The 15,794-nt window shown below is 60.2% G+C and carries 16 protein-coding genes; 9 read left to right on the top strand and 7 right to left on the bottom strand.

Going from position 1 to position 15,794, the window contains the following annotated elements; genetic code table 11:
• Position 1: 1 nt before the first annotated feature.
• Together BFQ03_RS01995 and BFQ03_RS02000 are read left to right on the top strand one after the other, a co-directional pair.
• Positions 2-547, top strand: a complete 546-nt coding sequence (locus BFQ03_RS01995) for a 1,2-dihydroxy-3-keto-5-methylthiopentene dioxygenase (protein WP_065942386.1) — start codon at positions 2-4, stop codon at positions 545-547.
• Between the two features lie 213 nt (positions 548-760).
• The gene (locus BFQ03_RS02000) at positions 761-1,069 is read left to right on the top strand and encodes a response regulator transcription factor (protein WP_082445671.1); all 309 of its coding nucleotides are present in this window, start codon (positions 761-763) and stop codon (positions 1,067-1,069) included.
• A 53-nt stretch (positions 1,070-1,122) separates the two neighbouring features.
• On the opposite strand, the gene BFQ03_RS02005 is transcribed toward BFQ03_RS02000, so the two are convergent.
• Positions 1,123-1,401, bottom strand: coding sequence for a DUF3509 domain-containing protein (locus BFQ03_RS02005; RefSeq protein ID WP_032863228.1), 279 nt, complete (start codon positions 1,399-1,401; stop codon positions 1,123-1,125).
• 351 nt (positions 1,402-1,752) lie between these two features.
• On the opposite strand from BFQ03_RS02005, the gene BFQ03_RS02010 reads away from it, so the two are divergent.
• The 5 genes from BFQ03_RS02010 to BFQ03_RS02030 all read left to right on the top strand — a co-directional run bounded on the left by BFQ03_RS02010 (position 1,753) and on the right by BFQ03_RS02030 (position 7,458).
• Complete coding sequence (locus tag BFQ03_RS02010) at positions 1,753-3,579, top strand: long-chain-acyl-CoA synthetase (protein ID WP_065942387.1); 1,827 nt, start codon at positions 1,753-1,755, stop codon at positions 3,577-3,579.
• A 110-nt stretch (positions 3,580-3,689) separates the two neighbouring features.
• Positions 3,690-4,205, top strand: a complete 516-nt coding sequence (locus BFQ03_RS02015; protein ID WP_065942388.1) for an ankyrin repeat domain-containing protein — start codon at positions 3,690-3,692, stop codon at positions 4,203-4,205.
• 41 nt (positions 4,206-4,246) lie between these two features.
• Positions 4,247-4,777, top strand: coding sequence for a hypothetical protein (locus BFQ03_RS02020; RefSeq protein ID WP_032863223.1), 531 nt, complete (start codon positions 4,247-4,249; stop codon positions 4,775-4,777).
• A 67-nt stretch (positions 4,778-4,844) separates the two neighbouring features.
• Positions 4,845-5,036 carry a PLDc N-terminal domain-containing protein gene (locus BFQ03_RS02025; protein ID WP_032863221.1) on the top strand — a complete coding sequence of 64 codons (192 nt, stop codon included), beginning with the start codon at positions 4,845-4,847 and terminating at the stop codon, positions 5,034-5,036.
• Between the two features lie 334 nt (positions 5,037-5,370).
• Complete coding sequence (locus tag BFQ03_RS02030) at positions 5,371-7,458, top strand: LTA synthase family protein (protein WP_065942389.1); 2,088 nt, start codon at positions 5,371-5,373, stop codon at positions 7,456-7,458.
• 172 nt (positions 7,459-7,630) lie between these two features.
• Here BFQ03_RS02030 and BFQ03_RS02035 read toward each other — a convergent pair whose 3' ends face one another.
• Positions 7,631-7,783, bottom strand: a complete 153-nt coding sequence (locus BFQ03_RS02035) for a DUF3309 family protein (RefSeq protein ID WP_032863216.1) — start codon at positions 7,781-7,783, stop codon at positions 7,631-7,633.
• Between the two features lie 330 nt (positions 7,784-8,113).
• On the opposite strand from BFQ03_RS02035, the gene BFQ03_RS02040 reads away from it, so the two are divergent.
• Together BFQ03_RS02040 and csrA are read left to right on the top strand one after the other, a co-directional pair.
• On the top strand, positions 8,114-8,929 hold the full coding sequence (locus tag BFQ03_RS02040) for an SDR family oxidoreductase (RefSeq protein WP_032863214.1): 816 nt from the start codon (positions 8,114-8,116) through the stop codon (positions 8,927-8,929).
• Positions 8,930-9,103: 174 nt separating this feature from the next.
• Positions 9,104-9,298, top strand: coding sequence for a carbon storage regulator CsrA (csrA, locus tag BFQ03_RS02045; RefSeq protein WP_065942390.1), 195 nt, complete (start codon positions 9,104-9,106; stop codon positions 9,296-9,298).
• On the opposite strand, the gene BFQ03_RS02050 is transcribed toward csrA, so the two are convergent.
• The 5 genes from BFQ03_RS02050 to mnmC all read right to left on the bottom strand — a co-directional run.
• Positions 9,295-9,522 carry a YheU family protein gene (locus BFQ03_RS02050; protein WP_003172962.1) on the bottom strand — a complete coding sequence of 76 codons (228 nt, stop codon included), beginning with the start codon at positions 9,520-9,522 and terminating at the stop codon, positions 9,295-9,297. The genes csrA and BFQ03_RS02050 overlap by 4 nt on opposite strands.
• A gap of 59 nt (positions 9,523-9,581) precedes the next feature.
• Positions 9,582-10,766: an osmoprotectant NAGGN system M42 family peptidase gene (locus BFQ03_RS02055; protein WP_032863209.1), complete on the bottom strand. Its 1,185-nt coding sequence runs from the start codon at positions 10,764-10,766 to the stop codon at positions 9,582-9,584.
• Positions 10,767-10,823: 57 nt separating this feature from the next.
• Entirely contained in the window at positions 10,824-12,593 is a 1,770-nt protein-coding gene (ngg, locus tag BFQ03_RS02060) for an N-acetylglutaminylglutamine synthetase (protein ID WP_050593445.1), read from the bottom strand.
• Positions 12,594-12,596: 3 nt separating this feature from the next.
• A complete protein-coding gene (locus BFQ03_RS02065) occupies positions 12,597-14,369 on the bottom strand; it encodes an N-acetylglutaminylglutamine amidotransferase (RefSeq protein ID WP_032863208.1) in 1,773 nt (590 codons plus the stop codon).
• 257 nt (positions 14,370-14,626) lie between these two features.
• Positions 14,627-15,794 (bottom strand): FAD-dependent 5-carboxymethylaminomethyl-2-thiouridine(34) oxidoreductase MnmC1 (gene mnmC, locus BFQ03_RS02070; RefSeq protein ID WP_083204784.1); only part of this gene is annotated, 1,168 nt, incomplete at its 5' end.

Consider the following 15,794-nt stretch of genomic DNA (forward strand, 5'->3'; position numbering starts at 1 on the left):
CATGAGCATTCTTTGCGTTTATCACGTCTCTACCCCGGACACCCCGAACAAAGTCTTGACCCACGTTGACGATATTGCCCAGACCCTGGCCGAACAGGGTGTGGGTTTTGAACGCTGGCAGGCCAGCACCCGCGTGGAGGCCGGGGCCAGCGCGGCTGAGGTGACGGCGGCGTACCAGGGGCAGATCGACAGCTTGATGACCGCAGAGGGCTACGCGCAGGTGGAGGTGTTGAGCGTGAGCCGCGAGCACCCGCAGCAGGATGGGGGGCGGGCGCGCTTGCGTGATGAACATCGCCATGACGCCGATGAAATCCGCCTGTTCGCTGCTGGGCGTGGGCTGCTTGGCCTGCACATCGACGACTATGTCTACACGGTGCTGTGCGAAAAACACGACCTGCTGCGCATACCGGCCGGCGTGCCACGCTGGTTTGATTTGGGAGAGGAGCCGCGAGTGGTCGCAATCAGCCTGTTCAAGACCGCGTCCGGGGCCGTGGCACACGTGACTGGCAGTGAGATCGCCCAAGGATTTCCTGGGCTGGATGATTGACGTTAGTTCACGATCTGCAAACTTATTCAATACACTTAAGTTGGATAAGTTTGTGGGAATGGACTCTATAGTTTGTAAGTTCCGGCTATTTGTCTGTGGGTCGATGTGTTAATCCCAGGCTTTGTGTAACTCTCCCGTCGCTGTGTACTTATCTGTCAATAGGAGGAGTCCGAATATTGGCAGTGCAAATCACTACGAGAGGGAGAGGCATGCATGAGCAGCCCAGAGGAGCCCACCCCATCCGTTGAGCCTGCGGCAAACGCGGCGGTGGATGTGTGTGAGCAGGCGTCCGACGACCGGGCTGGCGGCGCACCGTCGTTGCCGGATAAACCGCTGACGGTCAAAGAGTTGGAAATACTGCGCTGGGCCACGGAGGGCAAGACAGTGTGGGAAATCAGCCGTATACGTTGTGTCTCACAGGCCACGGTGAAGTTTCATCTGCGCAATATCTACTGCAAATTGCACGTCAATAACCGAGTCCAGGCGGTGAGCGAGGCGATCAAGCGCGGATTGTGCGGGTAAAAAAAGGGCCGTGAAGCATCACGGCTTCACGGCCCTGGGAAACTGACCTGCACTTATGCCGAGTGGTACGTCGGCAGGGCAAAGCGATTCTGACTTTGCAGCATCGAAATCTGTGGCAATTCGCTGGCCTGTTCTGCCAGGTCACGACGGATGGCGCTGATGACCCAGGTCAGTTGATCGGCGGTGTGCAGTTGCTGGTAGGAGATCGAGCGCTTGATCTGCTTGCCTTCGGTGTTACGCAAGGTCAGCAGGATGCCACCGTCAGGACGCGGTTGGGTGGTGACGTCGTAGCTGGAGAATACAGAAGCGAATTTGTCTTGGATCAGGCTCATGTCTATCGGCTCCATTGGCTCGTGTTGTGCGGCATGGAGTGATAGGTGCAGTGATTGTGCCAGTATTGTGATTTATAAAATATCCTTATAAATCAATGATTTACAAAAAATCAGCATTTTCGGTTTCGTGCAATATGCATGAATGGCCATCGTGCATCCTGCATTTTGCGCTATTGACCGGTGACGAGCGGTACTGGGGGGGCGCCGTTCCCCGGGATACAAAACATTGCAAATCCTGCGTGTACAGCCAAGGAATGGCTGGCGTATTTTCCTGCAAGGCATTCAGGAACGGTCCTACACCGTATGAACGCCCGCGGGTCATACGAATAATAAGAAAAAGGACTTTTGTGCATGAGCAATCCGAACAGCGAGATGATCACCCTCGGCATGATGTTGCGTAAGGTGCCGACCATTGTCAGGGCCCTGCCACGATTGGTGCGCGGTATCCGCGTCGCCAATATCACGGACCCCGACCAGCCGTGCGGGCTGGGCTGGACCTTCGAACAGGCCACCCAGCGCAATCCCGAGGGTGCGGCCCTGTTGTACGGCGATCAGGTCCTCAGTTATCGCCAGGCCAACCAGCACGCCAACCGCATCGCCCATCACCTGCAGGCCCAAGGCATTGGCAAGGGCGATGTGGTCGCGCTGTTTATTGAAAACCGTCCCGAACTGTTGCTGACCGTGCTGGCGGTGGCCAAGGTCGGCGGTATCTGCGCCATGCTCAACACCGCACAAACCCAGGCGGTGCTGGTGCACAGCCTGACCCTGGTGAACCCGGTGGCGATTGTTGTCGGTGCCGAACTGGTCGCAGCCTTTGACGCGGTGCGTGAGCAGGTGGCGATCGATCCGCTACGCACCTGGTATGTTGCCGATCAACAGGCGGTGCCGGTGCCTCACGGGTACATCGACCTGATGGCCGTCAGCGCGGACTGCTCGACGGATAACCCGGCCAGCAGCCAACAGATCTACTTCAACGACCCGTGCTTCTATATCTATACCTCCGGCACCACCGGTTTGCCCAAGGCCGGCATCTTCAAGCATGGCCGCTGGATGAAGTCCTCGGCCAGCTTCGGCACCATCGCCCTGGATATGGGGCCTGAGGATGTCGTCTATTGCACCCTGCCGCTGTACCACGCCACGGGGCTGTGTGTGTGCTGGGGCTCGGCGATTGCCGGCGCGTCGGGGTTTGCCATCCGCCGCAAGTTCAGCGCCAGCCAGTTCTGGGACGATGTGCGCAAATTCAACGCAACGACCCTGGGGTATGTCGGTGAGTTGTGCCGCTACCTGATCGACCAGCCGCCAAGCCCGCGCGACCGCGACAACCGCGTGGTGAAGATGATCGGTAACGGCTTGCGCCCCGGGGTGTGGGGGCCGTTCAAGGAGCGCTTTGGCGTCGATCATATCTGCGAACTGTATGCAGCCAGCGACGGTAATATCGGTTTCACCAATGTGCTGAATTTCGACAACACCATCGGCTTTTCCCTGATGCACTGGGCGCTGGTGGACTACGCTCACGACACCTGCGAACCGATCCGTGGCAGCAACGGTTTTATGCGTGAAGTGCAGAAGGGCGGCCAGGGCCTGCTGCTGGCCAGGATCGACGACAAGGCGCCGTTCGATGGTTACACCGACCCGGAAAAGAACCGCAAGGTGGTGTTGAGCGACGTATTCGAAAAGGGCGATCGCTATTTCAACACCGGCGATCTGTTGCGCAGCATCGGATTTGGCCATGCGCAGTTCGTCGACCGCCTGGGCGATACCTATCGCTGGAAGGGCGAAAACGTCTCCACCACCGAGGTGGAAAACATCTTCATGCAACACCCGCAGATCACCGAGGCGGTGGCCTACGGTGTGGAAATCGCCAACACCAACGGGCGGGCCGGGATGGCGGCGATTACCCCGACCGAATCCCTGGCAACCCTGGATATGCAGGCATTGCTGCAGTTCGCCCAGAGTCAGATGCCAGCCTATGCGGTGCCGCTGTTCCTGCGGGTCAAGGTGAAGATGGAAACCACCGGCACCTTCAAGTATCAGAAAGTGCGACTCAAGGAAGAGGCGTTCGACCCGGCCAAGGTCGGTGATGACCCACTGTATGTCTGGCTGCCGGGCACTGATGCCTATGTTCCGGTGACCGGGCAGGTGTTGGCGGATATTCAGGGTGGAAAATATCGCTACTGACGGTATGTGATAGAACACGACTATCGCGGCCTTCGGCAAAAAAGGGGTGACAGACGTACGGCTGCTCGGGAAACTGACGGCCTTACGAAACACCTTACAGGGAGCCGCAGATGTCAGATCAAGCCAAACAAATGACCGAAGAAGAAGCCGCCGAATTTGCCGAGCAGGTCTTCGACGTGGCCCGTCGGGGCGATTCCGCCATGTTGGCGGCACTGTTGGCCAAGGGCTTGCCGGTCAATCTGCGTAACCACAATGGCGATACCTTGTTGATGTTGGCGGCCTATCACGGGCATGCCGAGGCGGTGAAAGTGTTGCTGGAGTTCAAGGCCGACCCGCAGATGGCCAACGACAAAAACCAGTTGCCCATCGCCGGTGCTGCGTTCAAGGGCAACCTTGAGGTGGTCAAGGCGTTGGTCGAAGGTGGCGCCCCGGTTGAGGGAGCATCCGCCGATGGTCGCACGGCACTGATGATGGCGGCGATGTTCAATCGCACTGAAATGGTCGAGTACCTGCTCAGCGTGGGGGCCAACCCCAAGGCTACGGATGCCCAGGGTGTAACCGCCCTGGTGGCAGCCCAGACCATGGGCGCGGCGGATACGACGGCGCAGTTGCAAAAACTGGTGTAGGCTTTGCGCCCTCAAAATCAGCCTCGCCACAGGATTCGCCCATGAACACCGCGCTCGTCGAACTCATCACTAAAATCAGTTCCGGTTGCCTGGGTGACGCCGAGATCGTGCAGATCGCCGACGAAGCCACCCAGGCCTACGCCGATGCCGAGGGATTTCTGGCGGCCAACCCTGATATCAACTACGACGACACCTTCCCCATCCCCCTGGGTGAGTGGATTGTGGTGGGCAGCCTGCCGGAAACGGTGCTGTTCCAGGCCGATACCTACCAGGAACTGTTCGCCCAGATCGTCGCGTCCTTTGGCCCCAGCGTTGCGTTCAACCTCAAGCCCAAGCAACTGGCCAAGACCGAGGCGCTGACTGCGCTCAATCGGATCCAGATCCAACTCGGCGCCATGAACCCGGAAAACGGCGGTTATACGCTGATGAATTTCAGCCAGTTGCTCGATGACGAAATCCAGGCGGTATTGGTGTATGGCAACGACGTACCACGGGTGCTGGAGTTGTGTGCCGAAGTCGGGATCAAGGGTGAGCCGTCCCTGGAAGCCCTGCGCATTGCATTGCACGTCTGAAATAAAACGGAACCCTCGCCAGGGCTGGCTATCCTAAGCAGGCAAGCCCTCACTTAGGAGCGACACCATGGGTTCCACATTTAACAGCCTGATCGGGTTGATCATCCTGGCGCTGGATATCTGGGCGATCATCAACGTCTTCAAAAGCGGCGCCGGGACCGGGGCCAAAGTGTTGTGGATCCTGTTGATCCTGTTCCTGCCGGTGCTGGGCCTGATTATCTGGGCCATTGCCGGGCCACGGGGCAATGTGCGGATCTGACCGACACACTCCATTTTTCGAGTGAGCACAGTAAATGTGGGAGCAAGCCCGCTCCCACAATTGCTTCTCCTGTGTTCTGAAGATTTGTGTGTCGAGATATTCGCTGGACAAAATTTTCACACTTCATCCAAGACAATTCCCCCGCTTTATTTTCCTGCCACGGCCCGTCTGCGCCGCCAGGAGCCCTGCGCGATGAGTAATCAATAGCGTTGCCGACGTTGATCGGGCACCATCTGCCCACCGCGTAATACCTGGACCCTGTGCCTTCATTGGCCGGGGCAGGACGCCGCTGCATTATTTCGCAACTTAAACTTCCAATGGGTCCTCAAACAACATGGCAAACCCGGACGCCCTGAATCAGCAGCGAGCTTCTAATCGCTTGCTGCAACCCACCGTCAAATCCCACCTGGCCTACACGCTGCTTTGCGCCCTGGTCATGATGGTGATGCTCTCCCTGCTGCGCCTCGGGCTGTTGGTGTACAACAGCGACATGATGCTCGATACCCCGGCCTCGACGTTCCTTGAAGCGTTCGTCAATGGCCTGCGCATGGACTTGCGTCTGGTGGTGTACCTGAGCATTCCGCTGATCCTGGCCCTGTTCAGTGTGCGCGCCATGGCTGCCCGCGGGTTCTTCCGGTTGTGGCTGACCGTGGTCTCCAGCATCGCGCTGTTCCTTGGCCTGATGGAGATGGACTTCTACCGCGAGTTCCACCAGCGCCTCAACGGCCTGGTCTTCCAGTACGTCAAGGAAGATCCGAAAACCGTGATGAGCATGCTCTGGTACGGCTTCCCGGTGGTGCGCTACCTGCTGGGTTGGGCGGTCGGTACACTTATCCTGAGCATCGCCTTCAAGGGCGCCGACCGCGCGACGCGCCCGCGTGGCCCGTTCAGCGGTGGCACCGTCGGCACTCGCCAGGTTGCCCCGTGGTACAGCCGCATTGCGGTGTTCGTGGTCTGCCTGCTGATCGCCGTGGTCGCCGCACGCGGCACCCTGCGCCAGGGCCCGCCGATGCGTTGGGGTGACGTGTACACCACCGACTCCAACTTCGCCAACCACCTGGGCCTCAACGGTACGCTGTCGCTGATCGGTGCGGCCAAGGCGCGTTTCTCCGAGCATCGCGAGAACGTCTGGAAAGCCACCCTGGAGCAACCGCTGGCCACCCAGACCGTGCGCGACATGCTGGTACTGCCGGACGAGAAACTGGTGGATACCGACACTGCCGCCGTGCGCCGTGACTTCACGCCACCGGCCGAGAAGACCCTGCCGATCAAGAACGTCGTGGTGATCCTGATGGAAAGCTTCGCCGGTCACTCGGTGGGCGCGTTGGGCAGCAACGGCAAGATCACGCCGTACTTCGATGAGTTGACCAAGGAAGGCCTGCTGTTCGACCGTTTCTTCTCCAATGGCACCCATACCCACCAGGGCATGTTCGCCACCATGGCGTGCTTCCCGAACCTGCCAGGCTTCGAATACCTGATGCAGACCCCGGAAGGCAGCCACAAGCTGTCGGGCTTGCCGCAATTGCTCAGCGCCCGTGATTTCGACGACGTGTATGTCTACAACGGCGACTTCGCCTGGGATAACCAGTCGGGCTTCTTCAGCAACCAGGGCATGACCAACTTCATTGGCCGCAACGACTTCGTCGACCCGGTGTTCTCCGATCCGACCTGGGGCGTGTCCGACCAGGACATGTTCGACCGTGGCCTGCAAGAGTTGAAGGCGCGCGAAGGCGGCAAGCCGTTCTACGCACTGCTGCAAACCCTGTCCAACCATACGCCGTATGCCTTGCCGACACCGTTGCCAGTCGCGCCGGTCACTGACCGTGGCCGCCTCAACGAGCATTTGACGGCCATGCGCTACTCCGACTGGGCCTTGGGCCAGTTCTTCGAGAAGGCCCGCAAGGAGCCGTACTTCAAGGACACCCTGTTTGTGATCGTCGGCGACCATGGTTTTGGTAACGAGCAACAGATCACCGAAATGGACCTGGGCCGTTTCAACGTGCCGTTGCTGTTGATCGCACCGGGCGTGCAGGACAAGTTCGGCGTGCGTGACCACACCGTGGGTACGCAGATCGATATCGTGCCGACCATCATGGGGCGCCTGGGCGGTGAAACCCGTCACCAGTGCTGGGGCCGTGACCTGCTCAACTTGCCGGAAGGCGACAAGGGCTTTGGCGTGATCAAGCCATCGGGCAGCGACCAGACCGTGGCCTTGCTCACCGCTGACCGCGTGTTGGTACTGCCCAAGGAAATGCCACCGAAGCTGTGGCAATACGAACTGGGTGCCAACCCTACCGGCAAGGTGATCCCTGAGTCGGCGGATGAGGCGCAACTTAAGCAGAAACTTGAGTCGTTCCTGCAAACCGCTACCAAGAGTCTGTTGGATAACACCGCAGGTGTGGTAGACGGCAAGCCGGACTAATCGGCGCCAATAAAAAAGAGGCCTTCTTCAAGGCCTCTTTTTTTTGCATCTTTTTTTGTAGGAGTGAGCTTGCTCGCGAAGAACTCAGAGCCACCACGCTTATCCTGAAGAAACGCATTGCCTGGGTGTTTTTCGCGAGCAAGCTCGCTCCTACAGTGATGGGTTACAGCCGTTATATCTTGCCCAACAGCAACAGAATCAACAGCACCACCAGCACCGTACCGAGAATGCCCGATGGCCCATAACCCCAGTTGCGTGAGTGCGGGAACACCGGCAGGCCGCCGACCAGCAGGAGGATCAGAACAATGATAAGAATGAGGCTCATAGTGTGTTTTCCTTATTCGTCTTCTGAAAAGAGCTGATTATCAAGTGATAGCGCCGGTCATTTAAAACGGCTGCCTTAATTGATCCGACTCCTGCACTTTGCAGAAAATTCCCTGTTTTTTTAACTCGATTTGGCTACTGGCTTATTTCTTTTTTAATTGTTGTGCTGCTTCGCACTTAGTTTGAAAAGATTGAACTTACCCCGTGCTCCGGCATCCGACCGGGCCTTTGGTTTGCCTCGGGCATTCAGCAACTTGATGGTGCATGGGTCGGTGAATAACCTTCGCTACACTGGCGCGTACTTCTTCCCTGAACCACAAGGCTACTTCCTATGCAAAATCGCATGATGATCACCGGCGCTGGATCTGGCCTGGGTCGCGAAATCGCTCTGCGCTGGGCCCGGGAGGGCTGGCAACTGGCCTTGTCGGACGTCAGCGAGCCGGGCTTGCAGGAAACCCTGGCGCTGGTGCGCCAGGCCGGTGGCGACGGGTTTATCCAGCGGTGTGATGTGCGTGACTACAGCCAGCTCACGGCCTTTGCCCAGGCCTGCGAAGTCAAGCTGGGCGGTATCGATGTGATCGTCAACAACGCCGGGGTTGCCTCCGGTGGGTTCTTCAGCGAATTGTCCCTGGAAGACTGGGACTGGCAGATCGCAATCAACCTCATGGGCGTGGTCAAGGGCTGCAAGGCTTTCCTGCCGCTGCTGGAAAAGAGCAAGGGTCGCATCATCAACATCGCCTCCATGGCTGCCTTGATGCAAGGCCCGGCCATGAGCAACTACAACGTGGCCAAGGCCGGCGTGGTGGCGCTCTCGGAAAGCCTGCTGGTGGAGCTCAAGCAACAGGAGGTCGGGGTACACGTGGTTTGCCCGTCGTTCTTCCAGACCAACCTGCTGGATTCGTTCCGTGGCCCGACGCCTGCGATGAAGGCCCAGGTCGGTAAATTGCTGGAAAGCTCGCCGATCAGTGCGGCAGACATTGCCGATTACATCTACCAGCGTGTGGCCGAGGGTGAGTTCATGATCCTGCCCCACGAGCAAGGGCGGATGGCCTGGGCACTGAAGCAGAAAAATCCGCAGTTGCTGTATGACGAGATGACCAGCATGTCGGAGAAAATGCGCGCCAAGGCGCAGTCGGTCAAAGGCTGATAGATATAAACAATATGTTTATATTTTTGCGGTCCTGCTTGGCTATTTGATATTTGTCTGTCAGTAAAACAAACCCTAGGTTGTAGGGAGGATCTGTTTATTTGGCAGGTCATTGATGGCTCGTAGGGGAGGGAGCATGGTCGATGTCCGGTAATTTTCCAAAGGACAAACACCATGCTGGTACTTAGCCGCGCGGTAGGCGAAATCATTTCCATCGGCGATCACATCACCCTGCGGATCCTGGAGGTCAACAACCTCCAGGTGAAACTCGGCGTGCAAGCGCCGACAGGGGTCAACGTGCACCGGGCGGAGGTCTATGAAAGGATCCGCCACCAGCAGGCAAACCCGGTATCCGTGCCTAATCCCTAGTCAAACAGGTGCTTGGGCACATCGTGCTTGAGCATCAATTGGCACTGTTCACTCTCAGGGTCGAAAACGATCAGCGCCTGGCCCTTGGTCAACGCCTGGCGTACGCGCAATACGCGGGTTTCCAGGGGCGTGTCGTCGCCGTTATCGGTGCCGTCGCGGGTCACGAAGTCTTCGATGAGGCGGGTCAGGGTGTCGACTTCAAGTGCATCGTGGGGAATCAGCATACAAGCCTCAAATGGTTGATCCCGGCGATGCTACTGTGCCGGGATCATTGTTGCCAGCTTCAGGATTTCTGCCCGACCAGGCTGTCTACCGAGGGCACGCGGGTATCGCTCTCCATTTGTGTTTCGTGTTCCAGCTGATGACTAAAGCGGTCCAGGGATCCCTGGGCCGGTTGGGCATCGCTGGCAAACACCGGCGGGCTGAGGATGTAGGCGCCCAGCAGGCGACTCAAGGCTGCCAGGCTGTCGATATGGGTGCGCTCGTAGCCGTGGGTTGCATCGCAGCCGAAGGCCAGCAGCGCGGTGCGGATATCGTGGCCGGCGGTGACGGCCGAATGGGCATCACTGAAGTAATAGCGAAACAGGTCACGCCGTACCGGCAAATCGTTATCTGCCCCCAGGCGCAGCAAGTGTCGGGACAGGTGATAATCGTAAGGACCACCAGAATCCTGCATCGCCACGCTCACCGCATGTTCACTGGAGTGCTGGCCGGGGGCGACCGGTGCAATGTCGATGCCGACGAATTCACTGACATCCCAGGGTAATGCGGCCGCCGCGCCACTGCCGGTTTCCTCGGTGATGGTGAACAGCGGGTGGCAGTCGATCAGCAACGGTTCACCACTGTCGACGATAGCCTTGAGCGCCGCCAGCAAGGCGGCGACCCCGGCTTTGTCATCCAGATGACGGGCGCTGATATGGCCGCTCTCGGTGAATTCCGGCAGCGGGTCGAAGGCCACGAAATCACCGACACTGATCCCCAGGGAATCGCAATCGGCACGGGTGGCGCAGTAGGCGTCCAGCCGCAGTTCGATATGGTCCCAACTGATTGGCATTTCATCCACGGCGGTATTGAACGCGTGTCCGGAAGCCATCAGCGGCAGGACGCTGCCACGGATCACGCCATTGTCGGTGAACAGGCTGACGCGGCTGCCTTCGGCAAAACGGCTGGACCAGCAACCGACGGGGGCCAGGGTCAGGCGGCCATTGTCCTTGATCGCCCGCACGGCGGCGCCGATGGTGTCCAGGTGCGCGGAAACGGCGCGGTCCGGGCTGTTTTGCTGGCCCTTGAGGGTGGCGCGGATCGTGCCGCGCCGGGTCATTTCAAAGGGGATGCCGAGTTCTTCCAGGCGCTCGGCGACGTAACGCACGATGGTGTCGGTAAACCCGGTGGGGCTGGGGATGGCGAGCATTTCCAGCAGCACTTTGTGCAGGTAGTTGAGATCCGGTTCGGGGATGGTTCGGGTCATAAGGGGTCCTTAGCTGCAAGTTTCAGGCTGCAAGCTGCAAGATAAATAGGGGCTGCTTTATTCTTGCGGCTTGCAGCTTGTCACTTGCAGCTTTTCACTATGTGGAAACAACAGATCCACGAATTTCTCCGCAGTCGGTTGCGGTTCATGATTGGCCAACCCAGCACGCTCATTGGCCTCGATAAATACGTACTGCGGCTGGTCGGCGGCCTGCACCATCAAGTCCAGGCCCACCATGGGAATATCGAGGGCACGGGCCGCGCGGATGGCGGCATCCACCAGCGTGGGGTGCAGGATTGCGGTGACATCTTCCAGGCAACCGCCGGTGTGCAGGTTGGCGGTGCGCCGTACCGCGAGTACTTCACCGCAAGGCAAGAGGCTGTCGTAGTCATATCCCGCGGCCTTCAGGGTGCGCAGGGTTTCGTCGTCCACCGGGATCTTGCTCTCGCCGTCTGTGGCAGCCTGGCGACGCCGGCTCTGGGCCTCGATCAGGGCCCCGATCGAGTGCTTGCCATCACCGATCACCTGCGCCGGGCGACGGATCGCAGCGGCCACCACTTCGAAACCAATCACCAGGATGCGCAGGTCCAGGCCCTCGTGAAAGCTTTCCAGCAACACCCGTGAGTCGAACTGGCGCGCCGCTTCGATGGCGCGTTGCACTTCTTCGATGGTCTGCAAGTCCACGGCCACGCCCTGGCCCTGTTCCCCGTCCAGCGGCTTGACCACGATGCGCCGGTGTTCGTCGAGAAACTCCAGGTTATCGTCGGCGCTGGCCGCCAGTTGTTGCGCCGGCAATTGCAAACCGGCGGCGCTCAGTGCCTTGTGGGTCAGGCTCTTGTCCTGGCACAAGGTCATGCTGATCGCGCTGGTCAGGTCGCTCAATGACTCGCGGCAGCGCACCCGGCGCCCGCCATGGCTGAGGGTAAACAGCCCGGCATCGGCGTCATCTACCTGGACGTCGATCCCGCGCCGGTGGGCCTCCTCGACAATGATCCGCGCATAGGGGTTGAACCCGGCCTGTGGCCCCGGCCCAAGGAACAGCGGCTGGTTGATGCCGTTCTTGCGCTTGATGGCGAAGGTGGCGAGGGCGCGAAAGCCGAGCTTGGCGTAGAGGCTTTTAGCCTGGCGATTGTCGTGCAATACCGACAGGTCCAGATAACTCAGGCCACGGCTCATGAAGTGTTCGATGAGGTGGCGTACCAGCACTTCACCGACCCCTGGCCGCGAGCATTGCGGGTCCACGGCCAGGCACCAGAGGCTGCTGCCGTTCTCCGGATCATGGAAGGCCTTTTGATGATTAAGGCCCATGACGCTGCCGATCACTGCACCGCTGTCTTCATCTTCGGCCAGCCAGTACACCGGGCCGCCTTGATGGCGCGGGGTCAACAGGTTGGCGTCCACCGGCAACATGCCGCGCCCCTGGTACAGGCGATTGACGGCCTGCCAGTCGGTTTCGCTCTGTACGCGACGAATGCGAAAGCCACGAAACACCCGGGTCGCCGGACGGTAGTCGGTGAACCACAGGCGCAAGGTGTCGGAGGGGTCGAGGAACAACTGTTGTGGATCAATCCCGAGGATCTGCTGGGGCGCGGCCACATACAGGGCGATATCCCGTTCCCCGGGCTGCTCGTTGAGCAACTCCAGGGCCAGGCTCGCTGGGTCGGGGAAGGTATGCCCAATCAACAGGCGGCCCCAGCCGCAATGCACGGCGATGGGTTGCGCGCTGGGTTCGCTGCCGTCTTCGGCGAAGCGCGCCTGCAGGCGCTCGTAGGACGGCGCCTGGCCGCGCAGTAGGCGTTGGCTGTAGGCCGTGGCGTGAGGTTTCATCAATCAGATTCCTTGTTCGCTGAGCCACAGGTTCAGCGCTGCCAATTGCCACAATTTGGAGCCGCGCAGCGGCGTCAGTTGCCCTTGCGGGTCCGTGAGCAGGCGGTCGAGCATCGCCGGGTTGAACAGGCCACGATCCTGGCTCGGGTCCAGCAGCAGGTCGCGCACCCAGTTGAGGGTATCGCCCTGCAAGTGCTTGAGGCCGGGCACCGGAAAGTAGCCTTTCTTGCGGTCGATGACCTCGCTGGGGATCACCCGGCGCGCGGCTTCCTTGAGCACTTGCTTGCCGCCGTCCGGCAGTTTGAATTGACCCGGCACACGGGCCGACAGCTCCACCAGGCGGTAGTCGAGAAACGGCGTACGCGCTTCCAGGCCCCAGGCCATGGTCATGTTGTCCACACGCTTGACCGGGTCGTCCACCAACATCACCGTGCTGTCCAGGCGCAGGGCTTTGTCCACGGCGGCAGTCGCGCCGGGTTGTGCGAAATGTTCGCGCACGAAGTCGCCGGCGGCGTCATTGGCGGTCAGCCATTGCGGCGCGACGGTGGCCGCGTAGTCGTCGTAGCTGCGGTCGAAGAATGCCTCGCGATAAGCGGCGTAAGGGTCGCTGGCGCCGTCCACCTGTGGGTACCAGTGGTAACCGGCGAACAACTCATCGGCGCCCTGGCCGCTTTGTACTACCTTGCAATGCTTGGCCACTTCCCGGGACAACAAGTAGAAGGCGATGCAGTCATGGCTGACCATCGGCTCGCTCATGGCACGGAATGCGGCGGGCAGTTGTTCGATGATTTCGCTTTCGGCGATGCGCAACTGGTGGTGCTCGGTAGCGTAGTGTTTGGCGATCAAATCCGAATACTGGAACTCATCGCCACGCTCGCCCCCGGCATCTTCAAAGCCGATGGAGAAGGTCGACAGATCCTGCACGCCGACTTCGCGCAACAGGCCCACCAGCAGGCTTGAATCCACACCACCGGAAAGCAGTACGCCGACATCCACCGCTGCGCGTTGGCGAATGGCCACGGCTTCGCGGGTGCTGTCCAGCACGCGGTCGGTCCAGTCTTCCAGGGTCAGGTTTTGTTCATCGTCGCGGGGGCCATAGGGCAGGGTCCACCAGGTTTTCTGCTCGGTGTTGCCGTCTGCGTCGATGCGCATCCAGGTGGCTGGCGGCAGCTTTTCGATGCCCGCCAGCAAGGTGCGCGGTGCGGGCACCACGGCATGGAAGTTCAGGTAGTGATTGAGCGCCACCGGATCGAGGAGCGGGTTGATGTCACCGCCCTTGAGCAGCGCCGGCAACGCCGAGGCAAAACGCAGGCGCTGGCCGGTGCGCGACAGGTACAAGGGTTTGACGCCCAGGCGGTCGCGGGCGATGAACAGGCGCTGGCTGTCGCGCTCCCAGATGGCAAAGGCAAACATGCCATTGAGCTTGGGCAGCAAGGCTTCGCCCCAGGCGTGATAGCCCTTGAGCAGCACTTCAGTGTCACCACCGGAATAAAAGGCATAGCCCAATGCTTCAAGCTCGGTGCGCAGTTCCGGGAAGTTGTAGATCGCGCCGTTGAAGGCCAGGGACAGGCCCAGTTGGGCGTCGACCATCGGTTGGGCGGAGCCGTCCGACAGGTCCATGATTTTCAGACGGCGATGGCCCAGGGCAATCGGCCCTTGGGCATGGAAGCCCCACGCGTCAGGGCCGCGTGGTGCCAAGTGATGGGTGATTCGTTCCACCGCTGCCAGGTCGGCAGGTTGATGATCGAAACGCAGTTCTCCAGCTAGTCCGCACATAAATTCCTTACCGGTTTTTCCGTTGGGGAGGGATAAAAATGCACGCGCCAAAACGGCGGGTACCTAGGGACTGACCCGAGGCTGTTAGTGGAGTTTTAGATCAATACGTTATATGGCAAACGGCCGCTCCCCTTCGCCACAGACCCTGCGGGCTGTGCAGCGTGGGTGCAGCGGGGAGGAATTAGGTCAACGTGATATGCAAATAGTGGGGGCGCTCCGATCGGAAGGACCCCAGCTATGGCGGGTTGAGGGGCCGCTCACTGAGGATTTTTTGCCACATTGCTGCGAATCAATGCGCGCACGGCAAAGCGATTCGGGTGACAGGCCTCTGCCACGCTGCGGGGCAGGGGCAGTGGTTCATTGTCCAGCCATGCCGCCAGCAGTTCACCGGACAACGGTGCGGTGATCAGACCTCGTGAGCCGTGGCCGCTGTTGACGTATAGACCGTCGAGCCACGGGCAGATGGCGTCCGGCGTGTGGCGGGCGTCCTTGCGCAGGCTGTCATAGGCTTGCGTAAACGCCTGGGGATCGACCAGTGGCCCGACAATCGGCAAGTAGTCCGGGCTGGTGCAGCGAAAGGCCGCCCGACCTTCCAACGCTTGCGGGGCCAATGTGGCAGCGTGCAGGCGCTGGGCCAGGTCCGGGGAAATTTCCTGCAGCAGCTGCAGGTTGCCGGCGTGCTCGGCGGCGGTGGGGGCCAGGTCATCGCTCTTGAAATCAAAGCTGGCGCCCAGGGTATGTTCGCCCAGGCGTGGTGGTGCAACGTAACCTTCGGCGCACACCACCGTGGCCAATGCTGCGCTCTCGGCAGTCTGCGGCAACCGGGTGATTTGCCCGCGAATGCGCTTGAGGGGCAGTTCGGCGCTGGCGGCAAAGCGCTTGACCTCGGCGGCCCCGGCCAGTACCACCACGGGCGCGCTGGCCAGTAGTACTTCACCGTCCCAGGCCTGCCATTGGCCGTCGACTTTGCGCAGCTTGAGCACTTCATGATGAACATGCACCGTGATGCCCGGCTGGCGCGCCTGCCACTCACAGAGAGCGGGCGGATGAACCCAGCCACCCTCGGGGAAAAACAGCCCGCCATGGTCCAGGCCAACCCCGGCCCGGGCCTGTGCCTGGTCCTTATCCAGCAGATGCAGCAAGTCAGGGGGGAACGCTTCGGCCAGTTGCACCTGGCGTTCGGTTTCCTTGGCATTGAACGCCAGTTGCAGGACGCCGCAACCGTCCCAGTCCACGCCGCGTTGCAGGTGCTCCAGCAGGCGACGGGTATGCCCGAACCCGCTGACAATCATCTGCGACAACGCCGTACCGTGCGCCGACAGCTTGAGATAAAGCACCCCTTGCGGGTTGCCAGAGGCTTCTTGAGCGAGGCCTTGATGACGCTCCAGCAGACTGACTTGCCAGCCCCGTGCCGCGAGGCTGGCC

This window comes from Pseudomonas sp. 25 R 14 (genome assembly GCF_900004755.1).
Classification (GTDB): Bacteria; Pseudomonadota; Gammaproteobacteria; order Pseudomonadales; family Pseudomonadaceae; genus Aquipseudomonas; species Aquipseudomonas brenneri.

Coding starts and splice junctions, on each gene's coding strand:
- BFQ03_RS02065 (WP_032863208.1), bottom strand. CDS start 14,369: ATGTGCGGACTAGCTGGAGAACTGCGTTTCGATCATCAACCTGCCGAC.
- BFQ03_RS02040 (WP_032863214.1), top strand. CDS start 8,114: ATGCAAAATCGCATGATGATCACCGGCGCTGGATCTGGCCTGGGTCGC.
- BFQ03_RS02015 (WP_065942388.1), top strand. CDS start 3,690: ATGTCAGATCAAGCCAAACAAATGACCGAAGAAGAAGCCGCCGAATTT.
- ngg (WP_050593445.1), bottom strand. CDS start 12,593: ATGAAACCTCACGCCACGGCCTACAGCCAACGCCTACTGCGCGGCCAG.
- csrA (WP_065942390.1), top strand. CDS start 9,104: ATGCTGGTACTTAGCCGCGCGGTAGGCGAAATCATTTCCATCGGCGAT.
- BFQ03_RS02000 (WP_082445671.1), top strand. CDS start 761: ATGAGCAGCCCAGAGGAGCCCACCCCATCCGTTGAGCCTGCGGCAAAC.
- BFQ03_RS01995 (WP_065942386.1), top strand. CDS start 2: ATGAGCATTCTTTGCGTTTATCACGTCTCTACCCCGGACACCCCGAAC.
- BFQ03_RS02020 (WP_032863223.1), top strand. CDS start 4,247: ATGAACACCGCGCTCGTCGAACTCATCACTAAAATCAGTTCCGGTTGC.
- BFQ03_RS02030 (WP_065942389.1), top strand. CDS start 5,371: ATGGCAAACCCGGACGCCCTGAATCAGCAGCGAGCTTCTAATCGCTTG.
- BFQ03_RS02005 (WP_032863228.1), bottom strand. CDS start 1,401: ATGAGCCTGATCCAAGACAAATTCGCTTCTGTATTCTCCAGCTACGAC.
- BFQ03_RS02010 (WP_065942387.1), top strand. CDS start 1,753: ATGAGCAATCCGAACAGCGAGATGATCACCCTCGGCATGATGTTGCGT.
- BFQ03_RS02025 (WP_032863221.1), top strand. CDS start 4,845: ATGGGTTCCACATTTAACAGCCTGATCGGGTTGATCATCCTGGCGCTG.
- BFQ03_RS02035 (WP_032863216.1), bottom strand. CDS start 7,783: ATGAGCCTCATTCTTATCATTGTTCTGATCCTCCTGCTGGTCGGCGGC.
- BFQ03_RS02050 (WP_003172962.1), bottom strand. CDS start 9,522: ATGCTGATTCCCCACGATGCACTTGAAGTCGACACCCTGACCCGCCTC.
- BFQ03_RS02055 (WP_032863209.1), bottom strand. CDS start 10,766: ATGACCCGAACCATCCCCGAACCGGATCTCAACTACCTGCACAAAGTG.